A 24,551-nucleotide genomic window follows, 5' to 3' on the forward strand; every position below is an offset into this window, starting at 1 on the left:
AAATTATCCATAAATATCATATAATTAGCGCTCAAATCAGTGCATGGGAGAAGCCCTTTTGACTACCTATACCGCATCGCTTGACACCGCCAGCCAAGCCCTGGTTTGAAAATTGTACAAAAAATAACCAGTCCGCTCGATTGTCCCGCCTTCATCGCCGCCCACCGCCAGAATCCTCAAGACTTTACCCGCCGACGCCAGCTCACCTTCAAGAACCTCGTCCTGTTCCTGCTCAATCAGCCGCGCACGGCCCTGCAAACCGAACTCGATCAGTTCTATCGCGTACTCAATCAGGCGTCGACTGAGACGCAAATGGTCACTGCGCAGGCCTTCTGCAAAGCGCGCAAAAAGCTCAACCCCGAGGTATTTGAAAGTCTCAATCACCTCCTGCAGCAACAAATTGACTGCTTCGGGCTGCGTCAGAAGTGGCGTGGGCTGAGGGTGCTCGCGGTGGATGGCTCGACCGTGCATTTACCCCTGGAGTCGACCATGGCGACCTTCTTTGGCAGTCACTCTGGCTTTCCCATGGCTCGCTTGTCCACACTCTACGAAGTCGCTGACGGTCAAACCCTGCATAGCCTGATCGTGCCCCTGACCGTCGGCGAGCGCGACTGTGCCCATCTGCACCTTGAGCACCTGCCGGCTGACAGCCTGACGCTGTTTGACCGTGGTTACCCTGGGCACTGGTTATTCGCGCTGTTCGCGCAGCAACAGCGGCACTTTCTGATGCGCCTGCCCTGTGGCTATAACGCCCAGGTCAAAGCGTTTCTATACTCTGGCCAAGTTGAAGACACACAGCTTTTCGTGGCCAACCATCCTGAAGCACGTCTGTTCTGCTCCGAGGCTGGCGTTGATCCTGCCAGCCAGATCGAGCTGAGACTGATCCGGGTCGAGTTGGCCAACGGCGAAAGCGAGGTATTGCTGACCTCGTTGCTGGATCGAGAAGCCTTTCCCGCTGAGGTGTTTGCCGAGCTTTACCACCGCCGCTGGGGCATCGAAACCGACTTCCGTCGCCTCAAACAAACCCTGACGCTGGACAACTTCAGCGGCCGCAGCGTGACTGCTGTAAAGCAGGACTTTCATGCCGCTCAACTGTTGAAGAACCTGGCGCTGTTGATGCAGCACCTGCTACAGCCGGTCATCGAACAGCGCCACAAAGGTCGCAAGCTGCGATGGAAAGTCAACTTCACCCAAGGCGTGTCACGGCTCAAAAATACCCTGGTCGAGCTGCTGGTGCGGCACTGTGCTCAGGGGCTGAGCAATGTGCTGGCCTTGATGGCTAAAAGCCTCAGTGCCGTACGCTCAGGCCGTAGCTTTGCGCGCCAACGCAAACGCGCAGCCAGCCGAGGTTGTGAGGGCTACAAACCGACGCGCTGAAGAAACACCACCGCCCAACCTCCGTGCAAAAAAAAGCTGGCCACAAGCGGTCGGCATAGGCTCGTCCGGAGAACGAGAAATCTCGCCTAGACAGCCGGAACAGACGATGATCACATCACCGCCAGCCCAGTTAGACCGCCTGATTGAGCGGCAGAGGCCTGGTCATCGCCCGACGGCCATGGCGGCTGGCTGCTTCGGGGGGCTTGCCTTGGGCAGGGCTGCAGCTTAGGTTGATGACATTGGGGGAGAGGTTCGCTGGGGCTTGTGCTTGAGGTTTGGCGCTGCCTTCAAAGGGTTAATGATCGGCAACATATAGGAATGCCCTAAAGAGTAACAGTGCGAGAAAAAGCGCTATGCACACAATGACGAGTCTGCTGAGTAATTTCTTCGTGTGGCTTGGTAATTGGTTTGCTTCTTTGATGCCTATTAAGCCTTTGCGTGCATAGGCTTTCGGGAAAGTTGGCATTAAAGATATTGTTCCGAATCGAAGAGCTTTCCCGGTAAAGCCAAGTTCAGTATTGTTTTTCTGTTCTCGCTGATTAACTTGCAATTGGGTCGCATTGATTCAATGTGTTCAGTCAGGCGATGGGGTAAATATAGGGTTATCGACATGGATACGAAGATTGCAGTGATAAGAATGGCGAACACCACTCCTAGAGACTGTCAGGTTTCGATTCGGGGCAAGTCGTATCGGCATGAAGTCATAGATAATGCGACAGCATCAGTGCAATGAACAAGGTGATGTGAATAACCCATAGGGTTAACAAAATGCGCTTTTCGCGGAGGGGGAAATTTTTTATTTCCTCAATATCAGCGTAACCCCTGTAAATGAAGATTTTGGGTAGGGCCAACAGTGTTGCAATCTGACCGGTTCTTATTGTTTTGCCCAAGAGTCCGGCGTGCTGGTAATTTTTGATGTTGTCAGATACGAGGCGAGAGGTGGGCAGGAAAGATTCAAAATGCTCGGTGTATTTGTGTGAAATAATAATTTGCGCGCTAGCGGCAATTAGCATTGCTGTAATCAGGATCAGTGCGATCAGTCCTGGCTCTATGTTAGTCATTTTGAGAGCTCGTGATACAAGAAGTCACCTAATACCTCGCCTTTTTCTCCTGCGAAATCACCGGCTAACTTCGCCCCGGCAGCGCCACCGATGACCGCGCAGGTGAGTGCCCCTAGTCCGGCAGTCCCTACTCCTAGTGCCGCACATACTGCGGGTGCAACAATACTCCCTCCTAGGTAACCGCCTACAGCGCTACCAGCCAGACCTCCAGCTAATGATGCAGAGTTTACATATGCAGCTCGCTGGCATTCGCTTTCTCTGCCCAGAATACAAGCCTGGCGAATCTCTAGCCCCGTCGCTGCTACGTCAAGCGCTATGCCAATATAGGTTCCTTTTTTGATCAGGTTGGCAGCCTTGCCCACCCCGGCAACCTTATCCGCATACCCCGCAATTTCACCCGTGTGCAAATAGCTTTTCGTAGAAATGGCCAGTGTCCTCTTGATCGATCCCTTGTTGCGCAATCCAGCGCCGAACCCCGCCAGCTGGCCCAACTGTTCGTCAAGTTTCGAGAACAGTGCCGCACGCTTGGCATAAAACTGGTCGCGGGCATTGAGCGTCCCTGAGCCCAGATGCTCCCTGTGCAATTTCTCGATTTCCAGCAATGTGCCCTCAATTGCTTTCAGATGCTTGCTCAAGCCATCGCTAACCACGCCTGCACCCATTGACGCGTGGGCGAGCAAGCTCTTCAACAGTTCGAAATTCTCCAGAAAAAACTCATCGGCACCTTGCCCGCTGCGCATCAGCCCCATATGGGTCACGGCAGCTTTCGACATCAGATACGCCTCCTGACTGGTGCAGGAAGGCGTGGACCAGTCACCGACGATCACCAGTTCGCCGCCTCTGACCACGCTGTTGAAAATGTGCGAATTGAGGATGTCAAACTTGCTGGCCGAGTGCCGGGTCAGCGCGAGACTGGCCTTGAGCGTGTGGTAGTTTTGCATCCTGGGGTTGATGAACGCACGGGCTTCAGACATGGCGACCCCTCATGCGTACTTCTTGTTACCGATCCGGTCCCACCCGCCAGCAATGTTGCCGCCGCCGGAGCCGTCGGTGCGTTTTTGCTGGGTATAGGTGGTCTTGATTCGGCCGTAGTCGAGCTGAACCACCTCGATCGGCACGCCATCGGCGGCGCTCTGGGTGTAGTCGGCGATGATCACTTCTTCGAGAATGATTTCGTAATACTTGAGCTTGTCGCCGCCCGCGCGGCACAGCGCGAGTTTCACTTCCTTGAAATGCTGGCCTGCACAACTGGCCTCCATCAGTTTGCAACTGGCGCTGTCGAGAAACTTGGTGAAGGTGAAGTTGCTGGCTGCGGTGCGGCCAGAGCTGGCGCCGCCGGCGGAGCTTGCGGTGGCGGAGGTGCTTTGGCTTACACCGAAGTCATAACCGGTCACTTCAATCCACTTGCTGTACTTTTCGTCCAAGGCTTCGCCTGGGATATCGCTGATTTGCAAATACGCGTCAAAAGCCATGTTTACCGCTCCTTGGCAAGGATGTGGGTACGGAATATTGATGTGACGACGGGACTTGCCCCGTCAGTGATTGGCAAGGCTAGGCGCGGAAAGGGGGGAGGGCAACAGCTGGGCATATATTTGGGAAATGGGCTACAAGCTTGTGGATAAGTCCTCTGGAAATATTTAGGAGTTTTCTCGCTTTGGTCGGCTTAGTTGGCCTGGGCGATATTCAAACTGGCCGGCCAATTTCGCGACCAGCAGGCTATCGAGCGTGCCTTTCTTGAATGAACCATGCATTACGGTTTTTCCAACTTGCTCTTGCTCTTGCTCTTGCTCTTGCTCTTGCTCTTGCTCTTGCTCTTGCTTCTAAGTGCGCGATAGTTCAGGCGACGCAGATTGCGACTTCAGGAGGCCGAGCGCAGGGATTGCGGAGGGAGGTGACGGGCATGGATGCCCGTCAAGCGCTGGGCCCCAGGATGGGGCCTGCAGCGCGGTCCTCCCGGGAGCAAGCCTGGAGCGAGGGGACCCCGGAGCGCAGCGTAGGGGCCGGATGATGGGAGCCGACGGTTTTGGTTACTTTGGCCACGACCAAAGTAACCCGCCGGAAGGGCGGAAAGGTGACTTGGTGCCTATATCGTGAATGAATGTCTACTCGATGTGAAAGCACAACCCAAAAGCCCAAAGCCCAAAGCCCAAAGCCCAAAGCCCAAAAGCTTAAGCGGCGGTTTTGATCAGGCGTACAGTCCGTTTGCGATGGCGACGCCAATTCACCTTTCCGCCCTTACGGCGGGTCCCTTTTTGTCGTGACAAAAAGGAACCAAAAACCGTCGGCTCCCATCATCCGGCCCCTACGCTGCGCTCCGGGGTCCCCTCGCTCCGGCCTTGCTCCCGGGAGCACGCGCTGCAGGCCCCATCCATGGGGCCTCAGCGCTTGACGGGCATCCCTGCCCGTCATCTCCCTCCGCAAGCCCTGCACTCGGCCTCCTGAAGTCGCAATCTGCGTCGCTTGGACTACCGCGCGCTTAGAAGCCAGATCAAAAGCGAAAAGCGAGCTCTGTGATCGGCCGGCACCGCCGATGCATTCGGTGAGATTCTGCCCGGTCATCTGGATAAGGATATCGCCGGCAAGGCTGCCCTCGGCCTGGTATACCTGGAAGAACGCCGTTGCTCTTGCTCTTGGCTTTTGCTTCTGAGCGCGCGGCAGTTCAGGCGACGCAGATTGCGACTTCAGGAGGCCGAGCGTAGGGCTTGCGGAGGGAGGTGACGGGCATGGATGCCCGTCAAGCGCTGGGCCCCAGGATGGGGCCTGCAGCGCGGTCCTCCCGGGAGCAAGTCCGGAGCGAGGGGACCCCGGAGCGCAGCGTAGGGGCCGGATGATGGGAGCCGACGGTTTTGGTTACTTTGGCCACGACCAAAGTAACCCGCCGGAAGGGCGGAAAGGTGACTACGCGCCACCTTCGCGAATGAATACCTACTTGATGTGGATGCTCACATCCAAGAAGCAAGAAGCAAGAAGCAAGAAGCAAGAAGCAAGAAGCAAGAAGCGAAGTGGTCTGTTTTGACTCGGCGAACCGTCATTTGCGATGGCGACGCTGACTCATGTTATGCCCGAACACAAAATTTCTGACACCCTCCGGGGCAAGCCCACCAAAAAACGCTGCGCTCCCATCATCCGGCCCCTGCGCTGCGCTCCGGGGTCCCCTCTCTCCGGCCTCCTGAAGTCGCGAAGATCAAAAGCGGGAGTGAAACCTGAAATCGACGCTGATGCTGGGCCGCGAGCGGCGATAGCCGCAGCGCTATCAGCACAATAGCGAACGGTGGTTGTTCTAAAACCTGCGAAAGAGGACAATTATCGGCTTCCCGTCACAACCAGCGACCTTGCATGGCCTTTCTTGCACTTGGTATCAACCATAAGACTGCCTCGGTAGACGTACGCGAGCGCGTGGCGTTTACCCCAGAGCAGCTGGTAGACGCCCTGCAGCAGCTCTGCCGACTGACGTCCAGCCGCGAGGCGGCGATCCTGTCGACCTGCAACCGCAGTGAGCTCTATATAGAGCAGGACCACCTGTCCGCCGACGCCGTGCTGCAGTGGCTGGCCGACTATCACCGCCTCAGCCTCGACGAGCTGCGCGCCAGCGCCTACGTGCATGAAGAGCACGAGGCCGTGAAGCATATGATGCGCGTGGCCTCGGGCCTGGACTCGCTGGTTCTCGGCGAGCCTCAGATCCTGGGCCAGATGAAGTCCGCCTACGCCGTGGCCCGCGAAGCCGGTACCGTCGGGCCGTTGCTCGGGCGCCTGTTCCAGGCCACCTTCAGCGCCGCCAAGCAGGTGCGTACCGACACCGCCATCGGTGAAAACCCGGTTTCGGTAGCGTTCGCCGCAGTCAGCCTGGCCAAGCAGATTTTTGCCGACCTGGGCCGTAGCCAGGCCCTGCTGATCGGTGCCGGCGAAACCATCACGCTGGTCGCCCGCCACCTGCACGAGCAGGGCGTACGCCGTATCGTGGTGGCCAACCGTACTCTGGAACGCGCCAGCATCCTGGCTGAGCAGTTCGGTGCGCATGCCGTGCTGCTGGCAGACATCCCACAGGAACTGGCCAACAGCGACATCGTGATCAGCTCCACCGCCAGTCAGTTGCCGATCCTGGGCAAGGGCGCGGTCGAGAGCGCACTGAAACAGCGCCGACACAAGCCGATCTTCATGGTCGACATCGCTGTCCCTCGCGATATCGAAACCGAAGTCGGCGAGCTGGACGACGTCTACCTGTACACCGTCGACGACCTGCACGATGTAGTGGCGGAAAACCTCAAGAGCCGCCAGGGCGCGGCCCAGGCGGCCGAAGAGCTGGTATCCGTGGGCGCCGAAGACTTCATGCTGCGCCTGCGCGAACTGGCTGCGGTGGACGTGCTCAGGGCCTATCGCCAGCAAAGTGAGCGCCTTCGCGACGAAGAACTGCAAAAGGCCTTGCGCCTGCTGGCCAATGGCGGCAACCCCGAAGACGTGCTGGCCCAACTGGCCCGGGGCCTGACCAACAAACTCCTGCATGCGCCCAGCGTGCAGTTGAAAAAGCTCTCGGCCGAGGGCCGCCTCGATGCGCTGGCCATGGCCCAGGAACTCTTTGCCCTCAACGAGGGCTCCACGGACAAATCCCCGCAATGAAAGCGTCGCTGCTGAACAAACTGGAAATCCTCCAGGACCGTTTTGAAGAACTCACCGCCCTGCTCGGTGACGCCGAGGTTATTTCCGACCAGACGCGTTTTCGCGCCTACTCCCGTGAGTATGCCGAGGTCGAGCCGGTTTACGCTGCCTATAAAGAGTGGCGTAAAGTCCAGGACGACCTCGAAGGCGCCCAGGCGCTGCTCAAGGACAGTGACCCGGACCTGCGTGAAATGGCCGTGGAAGAGGTGCGTGAAGCCAAGGAGCAACTGCTGACGCTGGAGGCGCAGCTGCAGCGCATGCTGCTGCCCAAAGACCCCAACGACGGCCGCAACGTGTTTCTCGAAATCCGCGCCGGTACGGGGGGCGACGAGGCAGCCATTTTCTCTGGTGACCTGTTCCGCATGTACTCGCGCTACGCCGAAAAGCGCGGCTGGCGCCTGGAGATCTTGTCCGAGAACGAAGGCGAGCACGGCGGCTACAAGGAAATCATTGCCCGCGTCGAGGGCGAGAACGTCTACGGCAAGCTCAAGTTCGAGTCCGGTGCACACCGGGTTCAGCGTGTGCCCGAGACCGAGTCCCAAGGCCGTGTCCACACTTCCGCGTGCACGGTGGCGGTGCTACCCGAGCCGGACGAGCAGGCTGCCATCGAAATCAACCCGGCCGACCTGCGCGTGGATACCTACCGTGCCTCCGGTGCCGGCGGCCAGCACGTCAACAAGACCGACTCGGCGATCCGCATCACCCACTTGCCCACCGGTATCGTGGTCGAATGCCAGGAGGAGCGCTCGCAGCACAAGAACCGCGCCCGTGCCATGTCCTGGCTGTCGGCCAAGCTGAACGACATGCAGACCAGCGCCGCGCAGAACGCCATTGCCAGTGAGCGCAAGTTGCTGGTGGGCTCCGGTGACCGCTCCGAGCGCATCCGCACCTACAATTACCCACAGGGCCGGGTGACCGATCACCGCATCAACCTGACCTTGTATTCGCTGGACGACATCCTCAGCGGTGGCGTAGACGCGGTGATCGAACCGCTGCTGGCCGAATACCAGGCCGATCAACTGGCCGCCTTGGGGGACTGATGACTGTCATCGCCAGCCTGTTGCGCAACGCGCAGTTGCCCGAATCGCCCACTGAGCGCCTGGATGCCGAGTTGCTGCTGGCTGCGGCCATCGGTAAGTCGCGCAGCTACCTGCACACCTGGCCTGAGCGTATCGTCAGCAGCGAAGATGCCGAGACCTATGCCAGCTACCTGCAGCGCCGCCGTGGCGGCGAGCCAGTGGCCTATATCCTTGGGCTGCAGGGCTTCTGGAAGATCGACCTGGAGGTTGCGCCGCATACCCTGATCCCGCGGCCGGATACCGAGCTACTGGTCGAGACGGCCCTTGAGCTGCAACCCGCTTCGCCAGCCAAGGTTCTTGACCTGGGTACGGGAACGGGTGCCATCGCCCTGGCGCTGGCCAGCGAGCGCCCGGCCTGGCAGGTGACAGCGGTTGACCGTGTGGAGGAGGCTGCTGCCCTCGCCGAGCGCAACCGTCAGCGGTTGGGTCTGGCCAACGCTCGGGTACGGCTAAGCCACTGGTTCGACAGCCTGGCCGGCGAGCGTTTCGATCTCATCGTCAGCAACCCGCCCTACATCGCTGCTGAAGATCCGCACCTGGCGACCGGAGACGTGCGCTTCGAACCCAGCAGTGCACTGGTGGCCGGTGCCGATGGCCTGGACGACCTTCGTGTGATCGCTACCCAGGCCCCAGCGCACCTGTTGCCTGGTGGCTGGCTACTGCTGGAACATGGCTACGATCAGGCGGCAGCGGTACGCGCTATGCTGGCTGAACATGGCTTTATCGAGGTGGCCAGCCGCACGGACTTGGGCGGCCATGAACGTATTACCCTGGGGCGACTGCCATGCTGAGTGATCAGGAACTGCTACGTTACAGCCGCCAGGTGCTGCTGGCTCAGATCGACATTGATGGCCAGCTGCGGCTCAAGCAGAGCAAAGCGCTGATTGTCGGGCTGGGTGGCCTGGGCTCGCCAGTTGCCCTTTATCTGGCCGCGGCCGGAGTAGGTGAGCTGCACCTGGCCGACTTCGACACCGTCGACCTGACCAACCTGCAACGCCAGGTAATCCACGACAGTGCCAGCGTCGGCATGAGCAAGGTCGACTCGGCCTTGCAGCGTTTGCAGGCTATCAACCCGGAAGTCAGCCTGGTTGCTCACCGCCAGGCACTGGACGAGGACTCGCTGGCGGCTGCGGTGGCGGCGGTCGACCTGGTGCTGGACTGCTCCGACAATTTCTCTACCCGCGAAGCGGTCAACGCTGCCTGTGTCGCCGCCAGCAAGCCATTGGTCAGCGGTGCGGCAATCCGTCTGGAAGGTCAACTGTCGGTGTTCGACCCGCGGCGCGACTACAGCCCGTGCTACCACTGCCTTTACGGACACGGTAGCGAAGCTGAACTGACTTGCAGCGAAGCAGGCGTCATTGGCCCGCTGGTGGGGCTGGTGGGTAGCCTGCAGGCGCTGGAGGCGATGAAGCTGCTGGCGGGCTTCGGTGAACCGTTGGTTGGCCGCTTGCTGTTGATTGATGCCCTAGGTACCCGTATCCGCGAGCTTCGTGTCAAGCGCGACCCGGCGTGCACGGTCTGTGGCAAGCGCGATGGCTGAGCGCTCGGCGCCGGTAGGCGTCATGGACTCGGGGGTTGGCGGTTTGTCGGTGCTCGCCGAGATCCAGCGCCTGCTGCCCAACGAGACGTTGCTGTATGTGGCCGATTGCGGGCATATACCCTACGGTGAGAAGTCGCCGGACTATATCCGCGAGCGCTGCCGGCACATTGCCGGGTTCTTCCATGAGCAAGGCGCAAAGGCCATGGTGTTGGCCTGCAACACCGCCACGGTGGCGGCAGTGGCCGACCTGCGAGAGTTGTATCCGACCTGGCCGTTGGTGGGCATGGAGCCGGCCGTGAAGCCTGCTGCAGCCGCCACCCGCTCGGGCGTGGTCGGTGTGCTGGCCACTACCGGTACCCTGCAGAGTGCCAAGTTCGCAGCCTTGCTCGACCGCTTCGCCAATGACGTACGGGTTATCACCCAGCCTTGCCCAGGGCTGGTCGAGCTGATCGAAACCGGTGACCTTGCAAGCCCGGCGTTGCGCCAGATGCTGCAAGGTTACGTGCAGCCGCTGCTGGCAGCAGGTTGCGATACGCTGATCCTCGGCTGCACCCATTACCCTTTCCTTCGCCCATTGCTGGCCAGCATGGTGCCGGAGGACGTGGCCATCATCGACACCGGCGCGGCCGTGGCGCGTCAGTTGCGACGGCTGTTGGGTGCCAATGATCTGCTGGCCGAAGGCCCGGCTGGCGCTGCACGCTTCTGGACAAGCGCTGATCCAGAAATCCTAAGAAAAATCCTACCTGTGCTGTGGCATAAGTCCGGCGATGTGCAAAGCTTTGCGTTGTGAAAAAAACGTGAAAACCAGCTGAACTATCGTTCCACTTCTGCTTTCTACCGCTTTGCCTGAGATGAGGCGGACACTAACAACAGCATCAGGAAGAAGGATGTTTCTCATGAGGAAACTGCTCGGCTTGGCAGCGGCTGCTGCCTTTGTTATGGGACAATCGATGTCGGTACAAGCTGCCGATGTTTCGTTTTCGGTGGGGCAGACCGGCGATTCGACCATGGTCTACCGGCTAGGGCTGCAATCGAACTGGGATGCGAGCTGGTGGCAGACCAGCGTTGGTCGGCTGACCGGCTATTGGGATGGCGCCTACACCTACTGGGATGGCGACGAGACCGCGAGCAATCACAGCCTGTCCTTCGCGCCAGTGTTCGTCTATGAGTTTGCCGGGGAGTCGGTGAAGCCTTACATCGAAGCGGGGATCGGGGTGGCGGCGTTCTCCAGCACCGAGTTGGAAAGCAACGAGCTGGGTTCGGCTTTCCAGTTCGAGGATCGCATCGGCTTTGGTTTGCGCTTTGCCGGCGGGCATGAGATTGGGGTGCGGGCGATTCACTACTCGAACGCCGGCATCAAAGAGCCCAATGATGGTGTAGAAAGCTATAGCTTGCATTACCGAATGGCGCTCTGAGTTCACCTGCATTCCCCCCTTCGCGGGCAATGCCCGCGAAGGGGGTAGTACTGAATTCAGGTGTTAGCGCGTCAGTGGCCACAGGCTACTGACGTTCAGCGTCTCCAGGACCAGTTCCGGTTCTCGCTGAGGCCACCGCCGCAATAACTCCTCTGCGGCACTGTCGGGCGTCCACGCCTCCGGTATCGCCTGTGCCGACGTCACCGTTACCTTCAGCGATTGTGGTCCTACAATGGTCAGTGCTACCCCTTGCTCCTCAAGGGCCTTGCGCTGCTCACGCATCCACTGCGGCAAGTTGTTCCAGCCCGCAGTCACCTGTGTCGGTGCAAACAGCTGCAACGCCGAATAACGGTTGAAAAGCGCCATCACCTGCGGTGACTGCCCCTTTGCCAGCAACGGCAGCGCTTTGCCCAGGCAATGCTCTGCGGCAAGCTGGTTGGTAGTGACGATTGTTTCGATCAGCTCAGCGTCATTGACATCGGCTGACAGGTAATCGCTGGTGCCGGTGTTGATGATCAGACCGTCCAGCGAACACCAGGCATGGCAAATCTGTTGGCATGCATGGGTGATTTGTTGTTCTTCATGCAACTGCCACGGCAAACGCAACAATTGGCGGCCGTAGCGTGCCCCCAAAGCATCCAGTGCAGCGCCATCCTTGCCGCTGGCGGCAACGCGATGCCCTTCCTCGAGCATCCTCTTCACCAAAGCCAAGCCAAGTCCGTTGCTTGCGCCCGTAACCCAGAAACTGCGTGAGTTATTCAAGACGTTATCCCCTGATTCTGCCGGCGTGGCAGCCCTTTGAACGCTTCCAGGGCCCGCTGGCGACTGCTGCTGAGATCTACGATTGGACTTAGGTAAGCAGTATTACCGAAAAGGTCCGTCGATTTAATGGGGTGATGGATGGCTTTTTCGTCGAGCGCTTGTAGTTCTGGTACCCAGTGGCGAATGAAATGCCCCTGAGGATCGAAGCGCTGCGACTGCGAAATCGGGTTGAAGATACGGAAATAGGGCACCGCATCGGTGCCGGTGGACGCACTCCACTGCCAGCCCCCGTTGTTGGCGGCCAGGTCGCCGTCAATCAGGTGGCGCATGAAGTGCCGCTCGCCCTTGCGCCAGTCAATCAGCAGGTTCTTGCTGAGGAACATGGCCACGACCATGCGCAAGCGGTTGTGCATCCACCCGGTGTGCAGCAGTTGGCGCATGGCGGCATCGATGATCGGGAAACCGGTGCGGCCCTGCTCCCACGCCTCCAGGTCTGCCGGGGCGTCACGCCACGGCAGGGCTTCGGTCTGGGCACGGAAGGCGCGGTGGCGGGAGACCTGTGGATAACCGCTCAGGATGTGCTTGTAGAACTCGCGCCACAGTAGCTCGTTGACCCAGGTCTGCACGCCCGTGCTGCCACTGTCGAACTCGCCCCGGTTGCAGGCCAGTGCACCGTGCAAGCATTGGCGGGGCGAGATCACGCCGGCGGCCAGGTAGGGTGAAAGCTGGCTGGTACCGGGCTTGGCAGGCAAATCACGCAAGTGCTGGTAGTCGTCGATGGTTTCGTCGAGGAAGCGTGACAGGCGGGACTGTGCCTCAGCCTCACCTGCTGGCCAGTGGTCGCGCACTGTGTGCGTGGTTGTTCCGAATCCCTCTACGTGTAGCGGGACCGGATCGCTGCCGATGTTCAACGGTGCCTGGCGCTTCACTCGCCGGGCCAAGGCCGGCAGGCTGCGGTGCAAATGTTCCAGGCAGGTTTTCTTGAACTGGCTGAAGACCTGGAAGTAATCGCCACTGCGGGTAAGCACGGTACCCGGACGGAAGAACAGCTGGTCGAGGTAGCTGTGTGCCTGGATGGCCGACTTTTCCAGCAGTGCCCGGGTGGCATCATCCCGGCGCTGCTCATTGATGCCGTACTCCTCGTTCCAGTGCACGCTTTGCACCTGATGCTGGCGGCAGACATCGAGCACCGCCTGTGGTGCCTGGTCCCAGGTTTCGATTGTGCGGATCAGCAGGGGTATGTTCAGCTTTTCCAGTGATTGGCGCAGGTCATTCAGGTTACGCAGCCAGAAGTCGACTTTGCAGTCGGCATCGTCATGGGCTTGCCATTGCCCGGGGCTGACAAGCCACAGGGCGATGGTCGGGCCGCGCTCTGTGGAGGCGCTGAGTGCAGTGTTGTCATCGATGCGCAGGTCGCTGCGCAGCCAGGTCAGGTGCATGGGGGAGTTTTCTCTACAGGCTGTCGATCGTTGGCTTGAAGCACGCGCAATGCCGCCTGCGGGGTATCGAACAGGAAAAGGTCGGGAAGCTCAAAAGCCTTCAAGCGGGCTTCATGCAGCGCCAGCGTGGTACCGCCCAGTAGCTTGGGGACCGGCAAGCCTTGCAGGGTGCGCAGCAACGCCTTGTCGTCGATGCGTGGCCCGAGGTGCAGGAGTAAGGCGCGTGGTTTCAGCACGTTGACGGCGCTTAGCAATTGCGGGCCTGCGACAGGCTGCTCGAGTACCTCGACCGGGAAGCCGTTGCTGGTGAGCAGCCAGGCGCACAACCATAAGCCTGGACTGAAGGTGCGTTCGCTGTCTTCAGCCAGCAATACGGCAGGGCCTTGCAGCAGCTGGTTGTCGTGATACACGCGGGCACCGAGCTTGCTGCGTAGCCAGCTGTGGAAAAACACCTGCTCCAGCCGAGCGTTGAAGTAATTGCGCCAGCGCAGGTCGAGCATGTCGAGTAGCGGCAGCAGCAATTGCTCGCACAGGGTGACCGCCGGGTACAGCGCCATGGCCTGGTTAAGTTGCTGGTCGAGGGCGCGCTGTGACAGGCTGGCGATGGCCTCGATCAGCTGGAATTGCCTGGCTTGCCAGTCACCCTTTGGTGGAGTGCTGGTAGGTTTGTCGAGCAACTCGCGGACTTGGCCGACCGACGCGCCACGCTGCAGCCAGGCCAGGACGGCCTCGACGCGTTCGACCTGCTCAAGTGGATACAGGCGATGCCCCTTGGCGGTGCGCTGTGGCTTGAGCAACCCATAACGGCGCTCCCAGGCGCGCAGGGTGACGGGGTTGACGCCGGTGCGACGGGCCAGTTCGCCGATGGGCAGCAAGTCCTCAGACCGCATTGCGCAAGCCCAGGCTCTCGGGGTGCGGTTGCAGGTAGGCTTGCTGCTGCAAGTAGGGGTCTGGGTGCTTGCGCAAATGGTGTTTGAGCAGGGTCAGTGGCACTACCAGTGGTACCACGCCTTGTTGGTATTGGCCGATGACTGCCTGCAACTCAGCCTTGTCCTGCTGCGTCAGGGCATCCTTGAAGTAACCGCTCAGGTGCTGCAGCACATTGCTGTGGGTGCCGCGGCTGGCACAGCGGCGCAGGGCCTGCATCAGCTGGCTGAAATAGCGTGAGCCGATGCTCTGTGGTTCATCATCCCTGCTCATGCTGCCAAGCAGGCGGCCGAGGGTACGATAGGCCTGGGGGTTGTTGGCCATCAGCAAATACTTGTAGCGCGAATGAAAGCGCACCAGAGCACCACGGTTCAGGCCTTCGGCCAACAGGCGCTGCCAGTCGGCGTAGGCGTAAACGCGGCTTATGAAGTTTTCGCGCAGCACGGGGTCATGCAGACGGCCTTCTTCCTCTACTGGCAGGTCCGGGCGCAGCGCGCAGAAAGCCTGGGCATAGACACCACGGCCGCCATGCACGGCCGGGTGGCCATTGTCCTGATAGACCTTTACCCGTTCCAGGCCGCAAGAAGGAGACTTCTGCATGAAGATGTAGCCGCAGATGTCGTCAAGTTCGTTGGCCATCTGCTCACCATAGGTGCGCAGCGGGTCGGTCAGGTCCTTGCCGGGGTCGCGGGTGCCGACCACTTCGGGCTGTTCGGGGTTGCCGACCAGGCGAATCGGGTCACGGGGAATACCCAGGCCGATTGCCACTTCCGGACACACGGGTAGCCAGTCGAAGTGATGTTCCAGCTGTTTACGGCACAGGTCGGAAGCCTTGTGGCCGCCGTTGTAGCGCACGCTGTGCCCGGTCAGGCAGGCGCTGATGGCGATGCGTGGCTTGCTGTGTACGGAAGGGTCGTGCATGGCTGCCTCCGAAAATAAACCTGTACGTGACGCAAATCTTGTACAGGTTTATTTCAGCACAGCGCTGAAGTTATGCAAACTAGTATTTTTGTATAGTTCTGCATCACTCAAGGTGTTCGAGCAAGCGCCGAGCTGCTTCCTGGCCACTGAGCCAGGCGCCCTCGACGCGGCCGGACAGGCACCAGTCCCCACAGGCGTACAAGCCTTGGTCAGCATCCGCCAGTGCCCCCCACTCATGGTTGCTGCTGGGGCGGGCATAGAGCCAGCGGTGGGCGAGGGCGAAGGTGGGCGGCGGTACCACGCAGCCGACCAGCTCGGCGAATTCGCCCCACAGCTGTTCGATGACTTCTTCCTTGGGCAGGTCGATGTGCTGCCGGCTCCAGTCTGACGTGGCGTGTAGTACCCATGTGTCCAGGTGCTCATCGCGGCCGGGCTTGCTGCGATTGCGGGCCAGCCAGCCCAGCGGGCTGTCCTGCACGAAGCAGCCTTGCATTGGCGTATCCAGCGGTGCCTCGAAGGCAAGGGCGACGGCCCAGGTAGGCTCCATTTGCACGCCAGCGGCCACGGCAGCCAGCTTCGGTGTGGCGGCCAGAAGTGGCGTGGCCTGCGGTGCCGGGACGGCGATCACTACACGGCTGTAGGGGCCGTGGCTGCAACCTTCGGTGTCCTGCAGGTGCCAGTACTGCTTGCCGCGAAACACTTCCGCGATGCGGCAGCCGAAGTTGACGGTGACGTCCTTGAGCAAGCCTCGGGTGATGGCGCTCATGCGTGGCACGCCCACCCAGCGCGTCTGCTCGTCGGGGGAGGGGGTGAGTTCGCCATCAAGGTAGTTGTACAGCTGAGGCTTCCACTGCTCGGCCCAGCCAGCGGCCACCCATTGCTGCACCTGATCGACAAAGCGACGGTCACGGGCCGTGAAGTATTGGGCTCCGAGGTCGAGCGCGCCGGCCTCGCTGCGCTTGCTGGCCATGCGCCCGCCACTGCCGTGGCCTTTGTCGAACAAGTGCACGGATTGCCCGGCCTTCTGCAAGGCCTGGGCGGCTGACAAGCCGGCGATGCCGGCCCCGATGATGGCGATAGGTACTGTCATGATGGCCTCTTCAAACCTTGCTGTGAGCAGACTACGCTGTCAGGCAAACCTGTACAATGCACAAATTATGTATAAGGTTATTCCGTGTGGCGAACAGGTTGGCCTATGTTTATCCGAGAGCGTCGGGTCAAGAAAGTGCCTTGATGTTAAAAATAGACCACCGCCGCACTCTGCGAGGACACAGCCATGCATATATTGCTGACAGGTGGCACCGGTTTGATTGGCAAGCATCTATGCCAGTACTGGCTTGGCCAAGGGCATCGGCTTACGGTTTGGAGCCGGCGTCCTGAACAGGTGGCGAAGATTTGTGGTAGCGGGGTACGTGGCATCGCCCGCCTGGAGCAGCTGGAGGCCGATGATCATCTTGATGCGGTGGTCAACCTTGCCGGTGCGCCGATTGCCGACAGGCCCTGGACGGCCGCCCGGCGCAACTTGTTGTGGGCCAGCCGTGTCACCCTTACCGAGCAATTGCTGGCTTGGCTGGGCACCCGTGAGCAGCGCCCGGAGGTGTTGATCTCCGGCTCTGCGGTAGGTTGGTACGGAGACGGCGGCGAACGTGAACTGACCGAGGCTTCACCCCCGGTGCGTGAAGATTTCGCCAGCCAGTTGTGCATTGCCTGGGAAGAGACCGCCCAGCGTTCGCAAGCCCAGGGGATCCGCGTGGTACTGGTCCGTACCGGCCTGGTGCTGGCCAGTGACGGCGGCTTTTTGTCGCGCCTGCGCATGCCCTTCAAGCTGGGGCTGGGCGGGCCTTTGGGCAACGGGCGTCAGTGGATGCCCTGGGTTCATATAGATGACCAGGTCGCCCTGATTGATTTTCTCTTGCAGCACAAGGATGCCAGCGGTCCTTATAATGCTTGTGCCCCGGAGCCTGTGCGCAACCGTGAGTTTGCCAGGCGACTGGGCCGTGCCCTGCATCGGCCGGCGCTGCTGCCAGTGCCGGCATTGCTGCTCAAGGCGGGCCTTGGCGAGATGTCGACCTTGCTGCTGGGAGGCCAGCGGGCGCGCCCGGTACGCTTGCTGGAAGCCGGCTTCACCTTCCGCTTCAACGATCTGCAATCGGCGCTGGACAACCTGTCCAGTCGCCTCTGACATAGGACGCTGCATGACCGATCACGCCCTGCTGCTGGTCAACCTTGGTTCCCCGGCCTCCACCTCGGTGGCCGATGTGCGCCGCTACCTCAACCAGTTCCTCATGGACCCGTACGTGGTCGACCTGCCGTGGCCGGTGCGGCGCTTGCTGGTGTCACTGATCCTGGTCAAGCGCCCGGAGCAGTCGGCACATGCCTACGCTTCGATCTGGTGGGAGGAGGGCTCGCCTTTGGTTGTGCTGACCCGTCGCCTGCAGGCCGCGATGGTCGAGCACTGGCCCCATGGCCCGGTGGAAATTGCCATGCGCTACGGCCAGCCGGCCTTGCCTGATGTGTTGGCGCGGTTGGCCGCTCAAGGTGTGCGCAAGGTGACTTTGGCACCGCTTTATCCACAGTTCGCCGACAGTACGGTGACCACTGTGGTCGAGCAGGCAAAACAGACGGTCAGCGAGCGGCAGTTGCCGTTGCAGATGCGCGTGTTGCAGCCGTTCTACGAGCACCCGGCGTACATCGAGGCGCTGGCAGCCAGCGCCCGGCCGTACCTGGAGCAGGGTTACGACCACCTGCTGCTGAGCTTTCATGGCTTGCCGGAACGGCACCTGAAGAAGCTGTTTCCGAAGGGGGTCAAGCACGACCTGCGTGCTGCCGATTGCTGCCACGGTGCACCTGCCGAAGTACGTTCGGTTTGCTATCGCGGGCAATGCCTGGCTACGGCCAAGGCCTTTGCGCAGCGCATGGGCATACCTGATGGCAAATGGTCGGTATCGTTCCAGTCGCGGCTGGGGCGGGACAAGTGGATCGAACCTTACACAGAGACGCGGTTGGATGAGCTGGCCAAGGCCGGGGTGAAGAAGCTGCTGGTGATGTGCCCTGCGTTTGTGGCGGATTGCATCGAGACGCTGGAAGAGATTGGCATGCGTGGCAGCGAGCAGTTTGTCGAGGCTGGCGGCCAGGAGCTGGTGCTGGTGCCGTGCCTGAATGATCACCCGGAGTGGGTCAGGGTGTTGGCTGATATGTGTGAAAACGCCTGAATCAAAGGGGCCGTGTGGCGGCCCCTTCCGACCGGTTATACATCCAGCTTCTTGTGCTTCCAGCCATCATTGCCCGGCAGAATCAGGTTCAGGGCAATAGCCACAATGGCGCACAGGGCGATGCCCTTCAGGCCCCAGTCATCCGGACCGTCACCGCTGCCGATCAGCACGCCGCCGATACCGAACACCAGTGTCACCGAGACGATCACCAGGTTGCGTGCTTCGGCCAGGTCGATCTGGTGGCGGATCATGGTGTTCATGCCCACCGCTGCAATCGAGCCGAACAGCAGGCACAAAATGCCGCCCATCACCGGCACCGGGATGCTCTGCAGCAGCGCGCCGAACTTGCCGATGAAGGCCAGGGTAATGGCGAAGACCGCCGCCCAGGTCATGATCTTCGGGTTGTAGTTCTTGGTCAGCATCACCGCGCCGGTCACTTCGGCGTAGGTGGTGTTGGGCGGGCCGCCGAACAGGCCGGCAGCAGTGGTGGCCAGGCCGTCGCCCAGCAAAGTCCGGTGCAGGCCGGGCTTTTTCAGGTAGTCACGGCCGGTCACGCTGCCCACTGCGATCACCCCGCCGATGTGCTCGATCGCCGGCGCCAGAGCAACCGGGACGATGAACAGAATGGCCTGCCAGTTGAACGCAGGGGCGGTGAAATTGGGGATTTCCAGCCACGGTGCGGCAGCGATCTTGGCGGTGTCGACTACGCCAAAGGCGAACGACAGGGCAAAGCCCACCAGCACGCCGGAGATGATGGGAACCAGGCGGAAAATACCTTTGCCGAATACGGCAACGATCAAGGTTGTCAGCAGCGCTGGCATCGAGATCAGCATGGCCGTCTTGTACGGCATCAGTGCTGTACCGTCCCCACCTTTGCCCATCGCCATGTTGGCGGCGATCGGTGCCATGGCCAGGCCGATGGAGATGATCACCGGGCCGATCACTACCGGCGGCAGCATGCGGTCGATGAAACCGGTGCCTTTGACTTTGACCATCAGCCCCATGAAGGTGTACACGAAGCCAGCAGCCATTACACCACCCATGGTCTCGGCAAGGCCGAACTGGCCTTTGGCGAGGATGATCGGCGTAATGAAGGCAAAGCTCGAGGCCAGGAACACGGGTACCTGACGACCGGTGACCAGCTGGAATAGCAGCGTGCCGATGCCGGCGGTGAACAGCGCGACGTTCGGGTCGAGGCCGGTGATCAGGGGCATCAGCACCAGCGCGCCGAATGCCACGAAGAGCATCTGCGCGCCCGAAACGACCTGGCGCCAGAGCGGGTCGTTGAAGCCGTCCTGCATGGTCAGGCGTCCTTTTGCTTGGTGCCGAAGATCTTGTCACCGGCATCGCCCAGGCCAGGCACGATGTAGCCGTGTTCGTTCAGGCGCTGGTCGATCGAGGCGGTGTAGATCTTCACGTCCGGGTGGGCTTTTTCCACCACCTCGATGCCTTCTGGCGCGGCGACCAGGACCATGGCGCGAATCTCTTTACAGCCGGCCTTTTTCAACAGGTCGATGGTGGCAACCATCGAGCCGCCGGTGGCCAGCATCGGGTCGATGATCAGGGCCAGGCGCTGGTTGATGTCCGGCGCGAGCTTTTCCAGGTAGGTATGGGCTTCGAGGGTTTCTTCGTTACGGGCAACGCCGACGGCGCTGACCTTGGCACCCGGAATCAGGCTGAGCACGCCGTCGAGCATGCCGATGCCGGCGCGCAGGATCGGCACTACAGTGATCTTCTTGCCGGCGATTTTTTCAACCGAGACCTTGCCACACCAGCCGTCGATCTCGTAGGTTTCGAGGGGCAGGTCCTGGGTGGCTTCATACGTCAGGAGCGCGCCGACTTCCTGGGCGAGTTCGCGAAAGTTTTTGGTACTGATATCGGCACGGCGCATCAGGCCGAGCTTGTGGCGGATCAGCGGATGGCGGATCTCACGAGTGGGCATAGGGGGGCTCCGAAAGGCGGGCAAAAAAACCGCGCTAGATTAATCTATTCAGCCTGTGCTGTCGTCTGGTCATTCTGGACGTTAGTCCATAAATGCTTGATCTGTGACGAGCGGATGCGTACCTTTGCCCGCTTTTCCAAAATGCACCCCCGGAGAGCGCCATGTCCGCCGATCTCGAGCATATCCGTCAAGTCATGCGTGAAGCTGACTGCCTGTACACCGAAGCCGAAGTCGAAGCGGCCATCGCCAAAGTCGGCGAGCAGATCTGCAAGGACCTGCACGACAAGAACCCGGTTGTGTTCTGCGTGATGAACGGCGGCCTGATCTTCTCCGGCAAACTGCTGACCCACCTGCAGTTCCCGCTGGAAGCTTCGTACCTGCACGCTACCCGCTACCGCAACCAGACCAGCGGTGGCGAGCTTTTCTGGAAGGCCAAGCCGGAAGTGTCGTTCATCGACCGTGACGTGTTGATCGTCGATGATATCCTCGACGAAGGGCACACCCTCAGCGCCATCATCGAGTTTTGCAAGCATGCCGGCGCCCGCTCGGTGTACACCGCTGTGCTGATCGACAAGGACCACGACCGCAAGGCAAGCCCTGACCTCAAGGCCAACTATGTGGGCCTGCCTTGCGTTGATCGCTATATCTTCGGTTACGGCATGGACTACAAAGGTTACTGGCGCAACGCTAACGGCATCTTCGCCGTAAAGGGGCTGTAACCGTGCGCCAGCCTGCGTTCATCGACCAATCGCTGTTCGCCGGGCTGGCCGAAAAGGCTACTGCCAACCCGCGCGGGCGGCAGCATCACACCTTCCATGAAATGGAAGAGCCGTGCCATCGCATGGCGGTCGGGCTGCAACCGAGCACCTACATTCCGCCGCATCGCCATTTGAGCGCCGACAAGGCTGAAACCTTGATAGCGCTCAAGGGGCGCTTTGGCCTGTTGATCTTCGATGAGCAAGGCGCGGTCACTGACAAGCGGGTGCTGCAGGCCGGTGGCGACTGTCTGGGGGTGGATCTGGCGCCTGGTACCTACCATGGCTTGGTGGTGCTGGAGCCGGACAGTATGTTGTTCGAGTGCAAGGCTGGGCCATACCGACCGGTGGGCGAGGGTGAGCACGCACACTGGGCGCCGCGCGAGGGTGAAGCCGGTGTGGCCGATTACCAGGCCTGGATGCGCGCGCAGTTCGATTGATATCGGCTGTACCCGGCGTGCTAGAGTGCTCCTTCAGACAAGGAGCCTCACATGCGTGCGATTCTTCCCCTCCTGCTGGCGGTCAGTATGCCGCTCGCTGCCGCACCGCTGCACAGTCAGTTCCTGCCACCTGATGACCAGTCCCTGCGCCAGGAAGCGCCGACCAGCCAGCAATTGCTGCAGGTGACTGACTATTCGGTGGTCGTAGGGGCCCAGCGCCAGTCCGATCAGCAACCGATCCCGATCACATCGTCATTGCAGGTGCGTCTGAAGGGCAAGCCGCTGAGCAAGGGTGCGACCATTGCCCAGGTGCTGCTGACGTTCGATGGTGAAGCGGCCAAAAGCCTGAAAAAGCCTGTGTATGACGCTAAAACCCGTACCTTGAGCCTGAATTACCCGGTCAGCAACTACCGGGTGGTCATGGACCTGCTGCGTAACGAAACCCTATACGTGCAGTTTCTGACTTATGGCAACGGCCACATCTGGGCCGACCTGCACACCGGGACGGTACGTACGCGTTGAGGCGCGAAGCCTGCGGGGGGTAAACTGCCGGCCTTCGAAATTCAGTGATGGTCCAGTTGGAGTCGGCAATGCGTAAAGACAAGAAACAGGTAATCGGTGACGAAATCAGCGACGACTACGTCAAGTCGTTCCTTCAGTTCGAGCCGGCCGATGGTGTGACTTCGCCGTCGCTGCACAAGCTGGTCAAGGCCTACCGTGGCCTGCGCGTTGGCGACTTCGAGCGCTTTGTAGGCTTCTTCGTCGAAGCTGGCCTGGACCTGGATGGCAAGGACGAGCACGGCAAAACCTTCGTCGAGCAGATTGCCGACCAGCGCAATGCACCTGAGTACATCGAGATCATCGATAAAGCCCGCGGTTGATCTTCAACCTGTGCTGGCCCTTTCGCGGGCTCGCCCGCTCCCACAGGGATGAGGGCAGCGCCGAACCTGTGGGAGCGGGCAAGCCCGCGAAGAGGCCGGCACAGGCTGATAGGTCTCCAGGCACAAAAAACGCCCCGAGGGGCGTTTTTTCGTTAGCAGGCAGTTCAGGCGTAATGCTTGGCCGCCGGGCTGCTTTCTGCCAGGTCCAGGGCCGCGTCGTTATCGGCACTGATCTTGTGGTACAGCGCAGCATCGGTTGCCAGGGTCTTCTCGCGAGCCGGGAAGATTTCCTTGAGCTTGGCAGCCCAGGCACCCTTGGCCTGCTCGGGGAAGCAGCGCTCAATCAGTTCCAGCATGATCGATACGGTTACCGAGGCACCCGGCGATGCGCCGAGCAGTGCGGCCAGGCTGCCGTCCTGGGCCGAGACCAGCTCGGTACCGAACTGCAGCACGCCGCCTTTCTTCGGGTCTTTCTTGATGATCTGCACACGCTGACCAGCCACTTCCAGGCGCCAGTCCTCGGCCTTGGCCTGCGGATAGAAGCGACGCAGGGCTTCCAGGCGCTGCTCCATCGACTGCATCACTTCGCTGACCAGGTACTTGGTCAGGTCCATGTTGTCGCGGGCCACAGCCAGCATCGGGCCGATGTTGCCCATGCGCACCGACAGCGGCAGGTCCATCAGCGAGCCGTGCTTGAGGAACTTGGTGGTGAAGCCGGCATAGGGGCCGAACAGCAGCGAAGTCTTGCCGTCCACGACGCGGGTGTCCAGGTGCGGTACCGACATCGGCGGGGCGCCTACGGCGGCCTGGCTATACACTTTGGCCTGGTGCTGCTTGACGATTTCCGGGTTGTCGCAGCGCAGCCACTGGCCGCTGACCGGGAAGCCGCCGAAGCCTTTGCTTTCCGGAATGCCGGACAACTGCAGCAGCGGCAGAGCCGCGCCACCAGCGCCGAGGAAGACGAAGCGGGCGTCGACTTCACGGCTGCCGCCGCTGTTGACGTCCTTGATGCTCACGGTCCAGCCGCTGCCGTTACGGCGCAGGCCGACAACCTTCTTGCTGTACTTGACCTGCGCGTCCGGCGAGTCGCCCAGCAGCTTGAGCAGCTTGTTGGTCAGTGCGCCGAAGTTCACGTCGGTGCCTTTGGCCACGCGGGTAGCGGCGATGTGCTGGTCGGCCGGGCGGCCAGGCATCATCAGCGGCATCCAGTCGTTCATCACGGCCTTGTCTTCGGTGTATTCCATCTCGGCGAAGGCATGGTGCTGCTTGAGCAGCTCGAAGCGCTTCTTGAGGAAGGAAACACCCTTGTCACCCTCGACATAACTCAGGTGCGGGACAGGGTTGATGAAGGCACGCGCCGAGCCGAAGTTGCCCTTCTTGCACAGGTAGGCCCAGAACTGGCGCGAAACCTCGAACTGGGTGTTGATGTGCACGGCCTTCTTGATGTCGATGCTGCCATCGGCGGCCTGCGGCGTGTAGTTCAGCTCGCACAGGCCGGCGTGGCCGGTGCCTGCGTTGTTCCAGGGGTTGGAGCTTTCCGCGGCCCCGGAGTCCATCGCCTCGACGACCTCAAGCTTCAGGGTCGGGTCAAGCTCCTTCAGCAGTACGGCCAGGGTGGCACTCATGATGCCCGCGCCTACCAGTACCACATCAACCGATTCGTTCTGCGCCATTTAACGCGTCTCCACAATCTACAGCTACCTAATTGACAGCATAGGACCTGGGGTTGCCAGGGTCGCCATGTCCGACTTTTCGCAGTTCTTGCAACTTCCGCGGACACCGCCAATCAGTCTTCGGGTTCGGGTATTGAACGCCGTTTGCCACAGGTGCGGCAATTCGACTTATGGTCAAGGTGTCGTGCGTGCGTTATGGAACGGTTCAGACACTCATACAGGATGAGCGCATCTGCCGCCTGTTCAGGGCTGTTCGGGACACATCTGCCGCTTTTGCACATGCCAGACTGTTCATTTGCTCGCCACACTCTTGTGAAGTTGTGAAAACCGTTTTTTCACGCTCTTTTGGAGACGTGAACCTCAAAAGGGGACTGCGCGATGGCAACCCGCAGGTTCATGCAGTGTGAAGGGCCGGAAAAACAGGCACGACAGCCGATGCAAGACCTGAGTGGAAGGCTCTCTGTGGGCGAAGCG

The 24,551-nt window shown here is 60.6% G+C and carries 24 protein-coding genes and 1 pseudogene; 13 read left to right on the forward strand and 12 right to left on the reverse strand.

Annotation, left to right across the window (positions count from 1 at the left end; all coding sequences use genetic code 11):
- Positions 1 to 105 precede the first annotated feature (105 nt).
- Complete coding sequence (locus GST84_04060) at positions 106 to 1,377, forward strand: IS4-like element ISPa1635 family transposase (GenBank protein XGB11569.1); 1,272 nt, start codon at positions 106 to 108, stop codon at positions 1,375 to 1,377.
- 701 nt (positions 1,378 to 2,078) lie between these two features.
- Here the strand turns inward: GST84_04060 and GST84_04065 are convergent.
- The 4 genes and pseudogenes from GST84_04065 to GST84_04080 form a co-directional block, all read right to left on the reverse strand.
- Positions 2,079 to 2,438, reverse strand: a complete 360-nt coding sequence (locus tag GST84_04065) for a hypothetical protein (GenBank protein XGB11570.1) — start codon at positions 2,436 to 2,438, stop codon at positions 2,079 to 2,081.
- The gene (locus tag GST84_04070) at positions 2,435 to 3,412 is read right to left on the reverse strand and encodes a hypothetical protein (protein XGB11571.1); all 978 of its coding nucleotides are present in this window, start codon (positions 3,410 to 3,412) and stop codon (positions 2,435 to 2,437) included. The genes GST84_04065 and GST84_04070 overlap by 4 nt, the downstream gene beginning before the upstream one ends.
- A 9-nt stretch (positions 3,413 to 3,421) precedes the next feature.
- Positions 3,422 to 3,910 carry a type VI secretion system tube protein Hcp gene (hcp, locus tag GST84_04075; GenBank protein XGB11572.1) on the reverse strand — a complete coding sequence of 163 codons (489 nt, stop codon included), beginning with the start codon at positions 3,908 to 3,910 and terminating at the stop codon, positions 3,422 to 3,424.
- 1,048 nt (positions 3,911 to 4,958) lie between these two features.
- Positions 4,959 to 5,051, reverse strand: a pseudogene (locus GST84_04080) (hypothetical protein).
- A 723-nt stretch (positions 5,052 to 5,774) separates the two neighbouring features.
- On the opposite strand from GST84_04080, the gene GST84_04085 reads away from it, so the two are divergent.
- From GST84_04085 to GST84_04110, 6 genes are all read left to right on the forward strand, one after another.
- Positions 5,775 to 7,052, forward strand: a complete 1,278-nt coding sequence (locus GST84_04085; protein ID XGB11573.1) for a glutamyl-tRNA reductase — start codon at positions 5,775 to 5,777, stop codon at positions 7,050 to 7,052.
- Positions 7,049 to 8,131 carry a peptide chain release factor 1 gene (gene prfA / locus GST84_04090; GenBank protein ID XGB11574.1) on the forward strand — a complete coding sequence of 361 codons (1,083 nt, stop codon included), beginning with the start codon at positions 7,049 to 7,051 and terminating at the stop codon, positions 8,129 to 8,131. Before GST84_04085 ends, prfA begins: the two co-directional genes overlap by 4 nt.
- The gene (prmC, locus tag GST84_04095; protein XGB11575.1) at positions 8,131 to 8,961 is read left to right on the forward strand and encodes a peptide chain release factor N(5)-glutamine methyltransferase; all 831 of its coding nucleotides are present in this window, start codon (positions 8,131 to 8,133) and stop codon (positions 8,959 to 8,961) included. Before prfA ends, prmC begins: the two co-directional genes overlap by 1 nt.
- Positions 8,955 to 9,710, forward strand: coding sequence for a molybdopterin-synthase adenylyltransferase MoeB (gene moeB, locus GST84_04100; GenBank protein ID XGB11576.1), 756 nt, complete (start codon positions 8,955 to 8,957; stop codon positions 9,708 to 9,710). Before prmC ends, moeB begins: the two co-directional genes overlap by 7 nt.
- Complete coding sequence (locus GST84_04105) at positions 9,703 to 10,500, forward strand: glutamate racemase (protein ID XGB11577.1); 798 nt, start codon at positions 9,703 to 9,705, stop codon at positions 10,498 to 10,500. Before moeB ends, GST84_04105 begins: the two co-directional genes overlap by 8 nt.
- 106 nt (positions 10,501 to 10,606) lie before the next feature.
- Positions 10,607 to 11,125, forward strand: a complete 519-nt coding sequence (locus GST84_04110; GenBank protein ID XGB11578.1) for an acyloxyacyl hydrolase — start codon at positions 10,607 to 10,609, stop codon at positions 11,123 to 11,125.
- Positions 11,126 to 11,188: 63 nt separating this feature from the next.
- Here GST84_04110 and GST84_04115 read toward each other — a convergent pair whose 3' ends face one another.
- The 5 genes from GST84_04115 to GST84_04135 all read right to left on the reverse strand — a co-directional run bounded on the left by GST84_04115 (position 11,189) and on the right by GST84_04135 (position 16,264).
- A complete protein-coding gene (locus GST84_04115; protein ID XGB11579.1) occupies positions 11,189 to 11,887 on the reverse strand; it encodes an SDR family NAD(P)-dependent oxidoreductase in 699 nt (232 codons plus the stop codon).
- Positions 11,884 to 13,326, reverse strand: coding sequence for a deoxyribodipyrimidine photo-lyase (phrB, locus tag GST84_04120; protein XGB11580.1), 1,443 nt, complete (start codon positions 13,324 to 13,326; stop codon positions 11,884 to 11,886). The genes GST84_04115 and phrB overlap by 4 nt, the downstream gene beginning before the upstream one ends.
- Complete coding sequence (locus tag GST84_04125) at positions 13,317 to 14,216, reverse strand: MerR family transcriptional regulator (GenBank protein XGB11581.1); 900 nt, start codon at positions 14,214 to 14,216, stop codon at positions 13,317 to 13,319. The genes phrB and GST84_04125 overlap by 10 nt, the downstream gene beginning before the upstream one ends.
- The gene (locus GST84_04130; GenBank protein XGB11582.1) at positions 14,206 to 15,174 is read right to left on the reverse strand and encodes a DUF1722 domain-containing protein; all 969 of its coding nucleotides are present in this window, start codon (positions 15,172 to 15,174) and stop codon (positions 14,206 to 14,208) included. Before GST84_04130 ends, GST84_04125 begins: the two co-directional genes overlap by 11 nt.
- Before the next feature lie 103 nt (positions 15,175 to 15,277).
- Positions 15,278 to 16,264: an NAD(P)-binding protein gene (locus tag GST84_04135; protein XGB11583.1), complete on the reverse strand. Its 987-nt coding sequence runs from the start codon at positions 16,262 to 16,264 to the stop codon at positions 15,278 to 15,280.
- A 186-nt stretch (positions 16,265 to 16,450) separates the two neighbouring features.
- Between GST84_04135 and GST84_04140 the strand changes: the two genes are divergently transcribed.
- Complete coding sequence (locus GST84_04140) at positions 16,451 to 17,356, forward strand: TIGR01777 family protein (protein ID XGB11584.1); 906 nt, start codon at positions 16,451 to 16,453, stop codon at positions 17,354 to 17,356.
- Positions 17,357 to 17,369: 13 nt separating this feature from the next.
- Complete coding sequence (locus GST84_04145) at positions 17,370 to 18,386, forward strand: ferrochelatase (GenBank protein XGB11585.1); 1,017 nt, start codon at positions 17,370 to 17,372, stop codon at positions 18,384 to 18,386.
- A 35-nt stretch (positions 18,387 to 18,421) separates the two neighbouring features.
- Here the strand turns inward: GST84_04145 and GST84_04150 are convergent, their stop codons facing one another.
- Entirely contained in the window at positions 18,422 to 19,687 is a 1,266-nt protein-coding gene (locus GST84_04150) for a uracil permease (protein ID XGB11586.1), read from the reverse strand.
- 2 nt (positions 19,688 to 19,689) lie between these two features.
- Positions 19,690 to 20,328 carry a uracil phosphoribosyltransferase gene (gene upp / locus GST84_04155; protein ID XGB11587.1) on the reverse strand — a complete coding sequence of 213 codons (639 nt, stop codon included), beginning with the start codon at positions 20,326 to 20,328 and terminating at the stop codon, positions 19,690 to 19,692.
- 161 nt (positions 20,329 to 20,489) lie between these two features.
- On the opposite strand from upp, the gene GST84_04160 reads away from it, so the two are divergent.
- The 4 genes from GST84_04160 to GST84_04175 all read left to right on the forward strand — a co-directional run bounded on the left by GST84_04160 (position 20,490) and on the right by GST84_04175 (position 22,404).
- Positions 20,490 to 21,047 (forward strand): hypoxanthine-guanine phosphoribosyltransferase, encoded by a 558-nt coding sequence (locus GST84_04160; GenBank protein ID XGB11588.1) that lies wholly within the window; start codon positions 20,490 to 20,492, stop codon positions 21,045 to 21,047.
- 2 nt (positions 21,048 to 21,049) lie between these two features.
- The gene (locus GST84_04165; protein XGB11589.1) at positions 21,050 to 21,523 is read left to right on the forward strand and encodes a cupin fold metalloprotein, WbuC family; all 474 of its coding nucleotides are present in this window, start codon (positions 21,050 to 21,052) and stop codon (positions 21,521 to 21,523) included.
- A gap of 51 nt (positions 21,524 to 21,574) precedes the next feature.
- The gene (locus GST84_04170) at positions 21,575 to 22,045 is read left to right on the forward strand and encodes a hypothetical protein (protein ID XGB11590.1); all 471 of its coding nucleotides are present in this window, start codon (positions 21,575 to 21,577) and stop codon (positions 22,043 to 22,045) included.
- A 68-nt stretch (positions 22,046 to 22,113) separates the two neighbouring features.
- The gene (locus GST84_04175; GenBank protein XGB11591.1) at positions 22,114 to 22,404 is read left to right on the forward strand and encodes a hypothetical protein; all 291 of its coding nucleotides are present in this window, start codon (positions 22,114 to 22,116) and stop codon (positions 22,402 to 22,404) included.
- 164 nt (positions 22,405 to 22,568) lie between these two features.
- On the opposite strand, the gene mqo is transcribed toward GST84_04175, so the two are convergent.
- Positions 22,569 to 24,077: a malate dehydrogenase (quinone) gene (mqo, locus tag GST84_04180; GenBank protein XGB11592.1), complete on the reverse strand. Its 1,509-nt coding sequence runs from the start codon at positions 24,075 to 24,077 to the stop codon at positions 22,569 to 22,571.
- Positions 24,078 to 24,551 lie beyond the last annotated feature (474 nt).

This window comes from Pseudomonas putida (assembly GCA_041879295.1).
In the GTDB taxonomy this organism is placed as follows: domain Bacteria; phylum Pseudomonadota; class Gammaproteobacteria; order Pseudomonadales; family Pseudomonadaceae; genus Aquipseudomonas; species Aquipseudomonas putida_Y.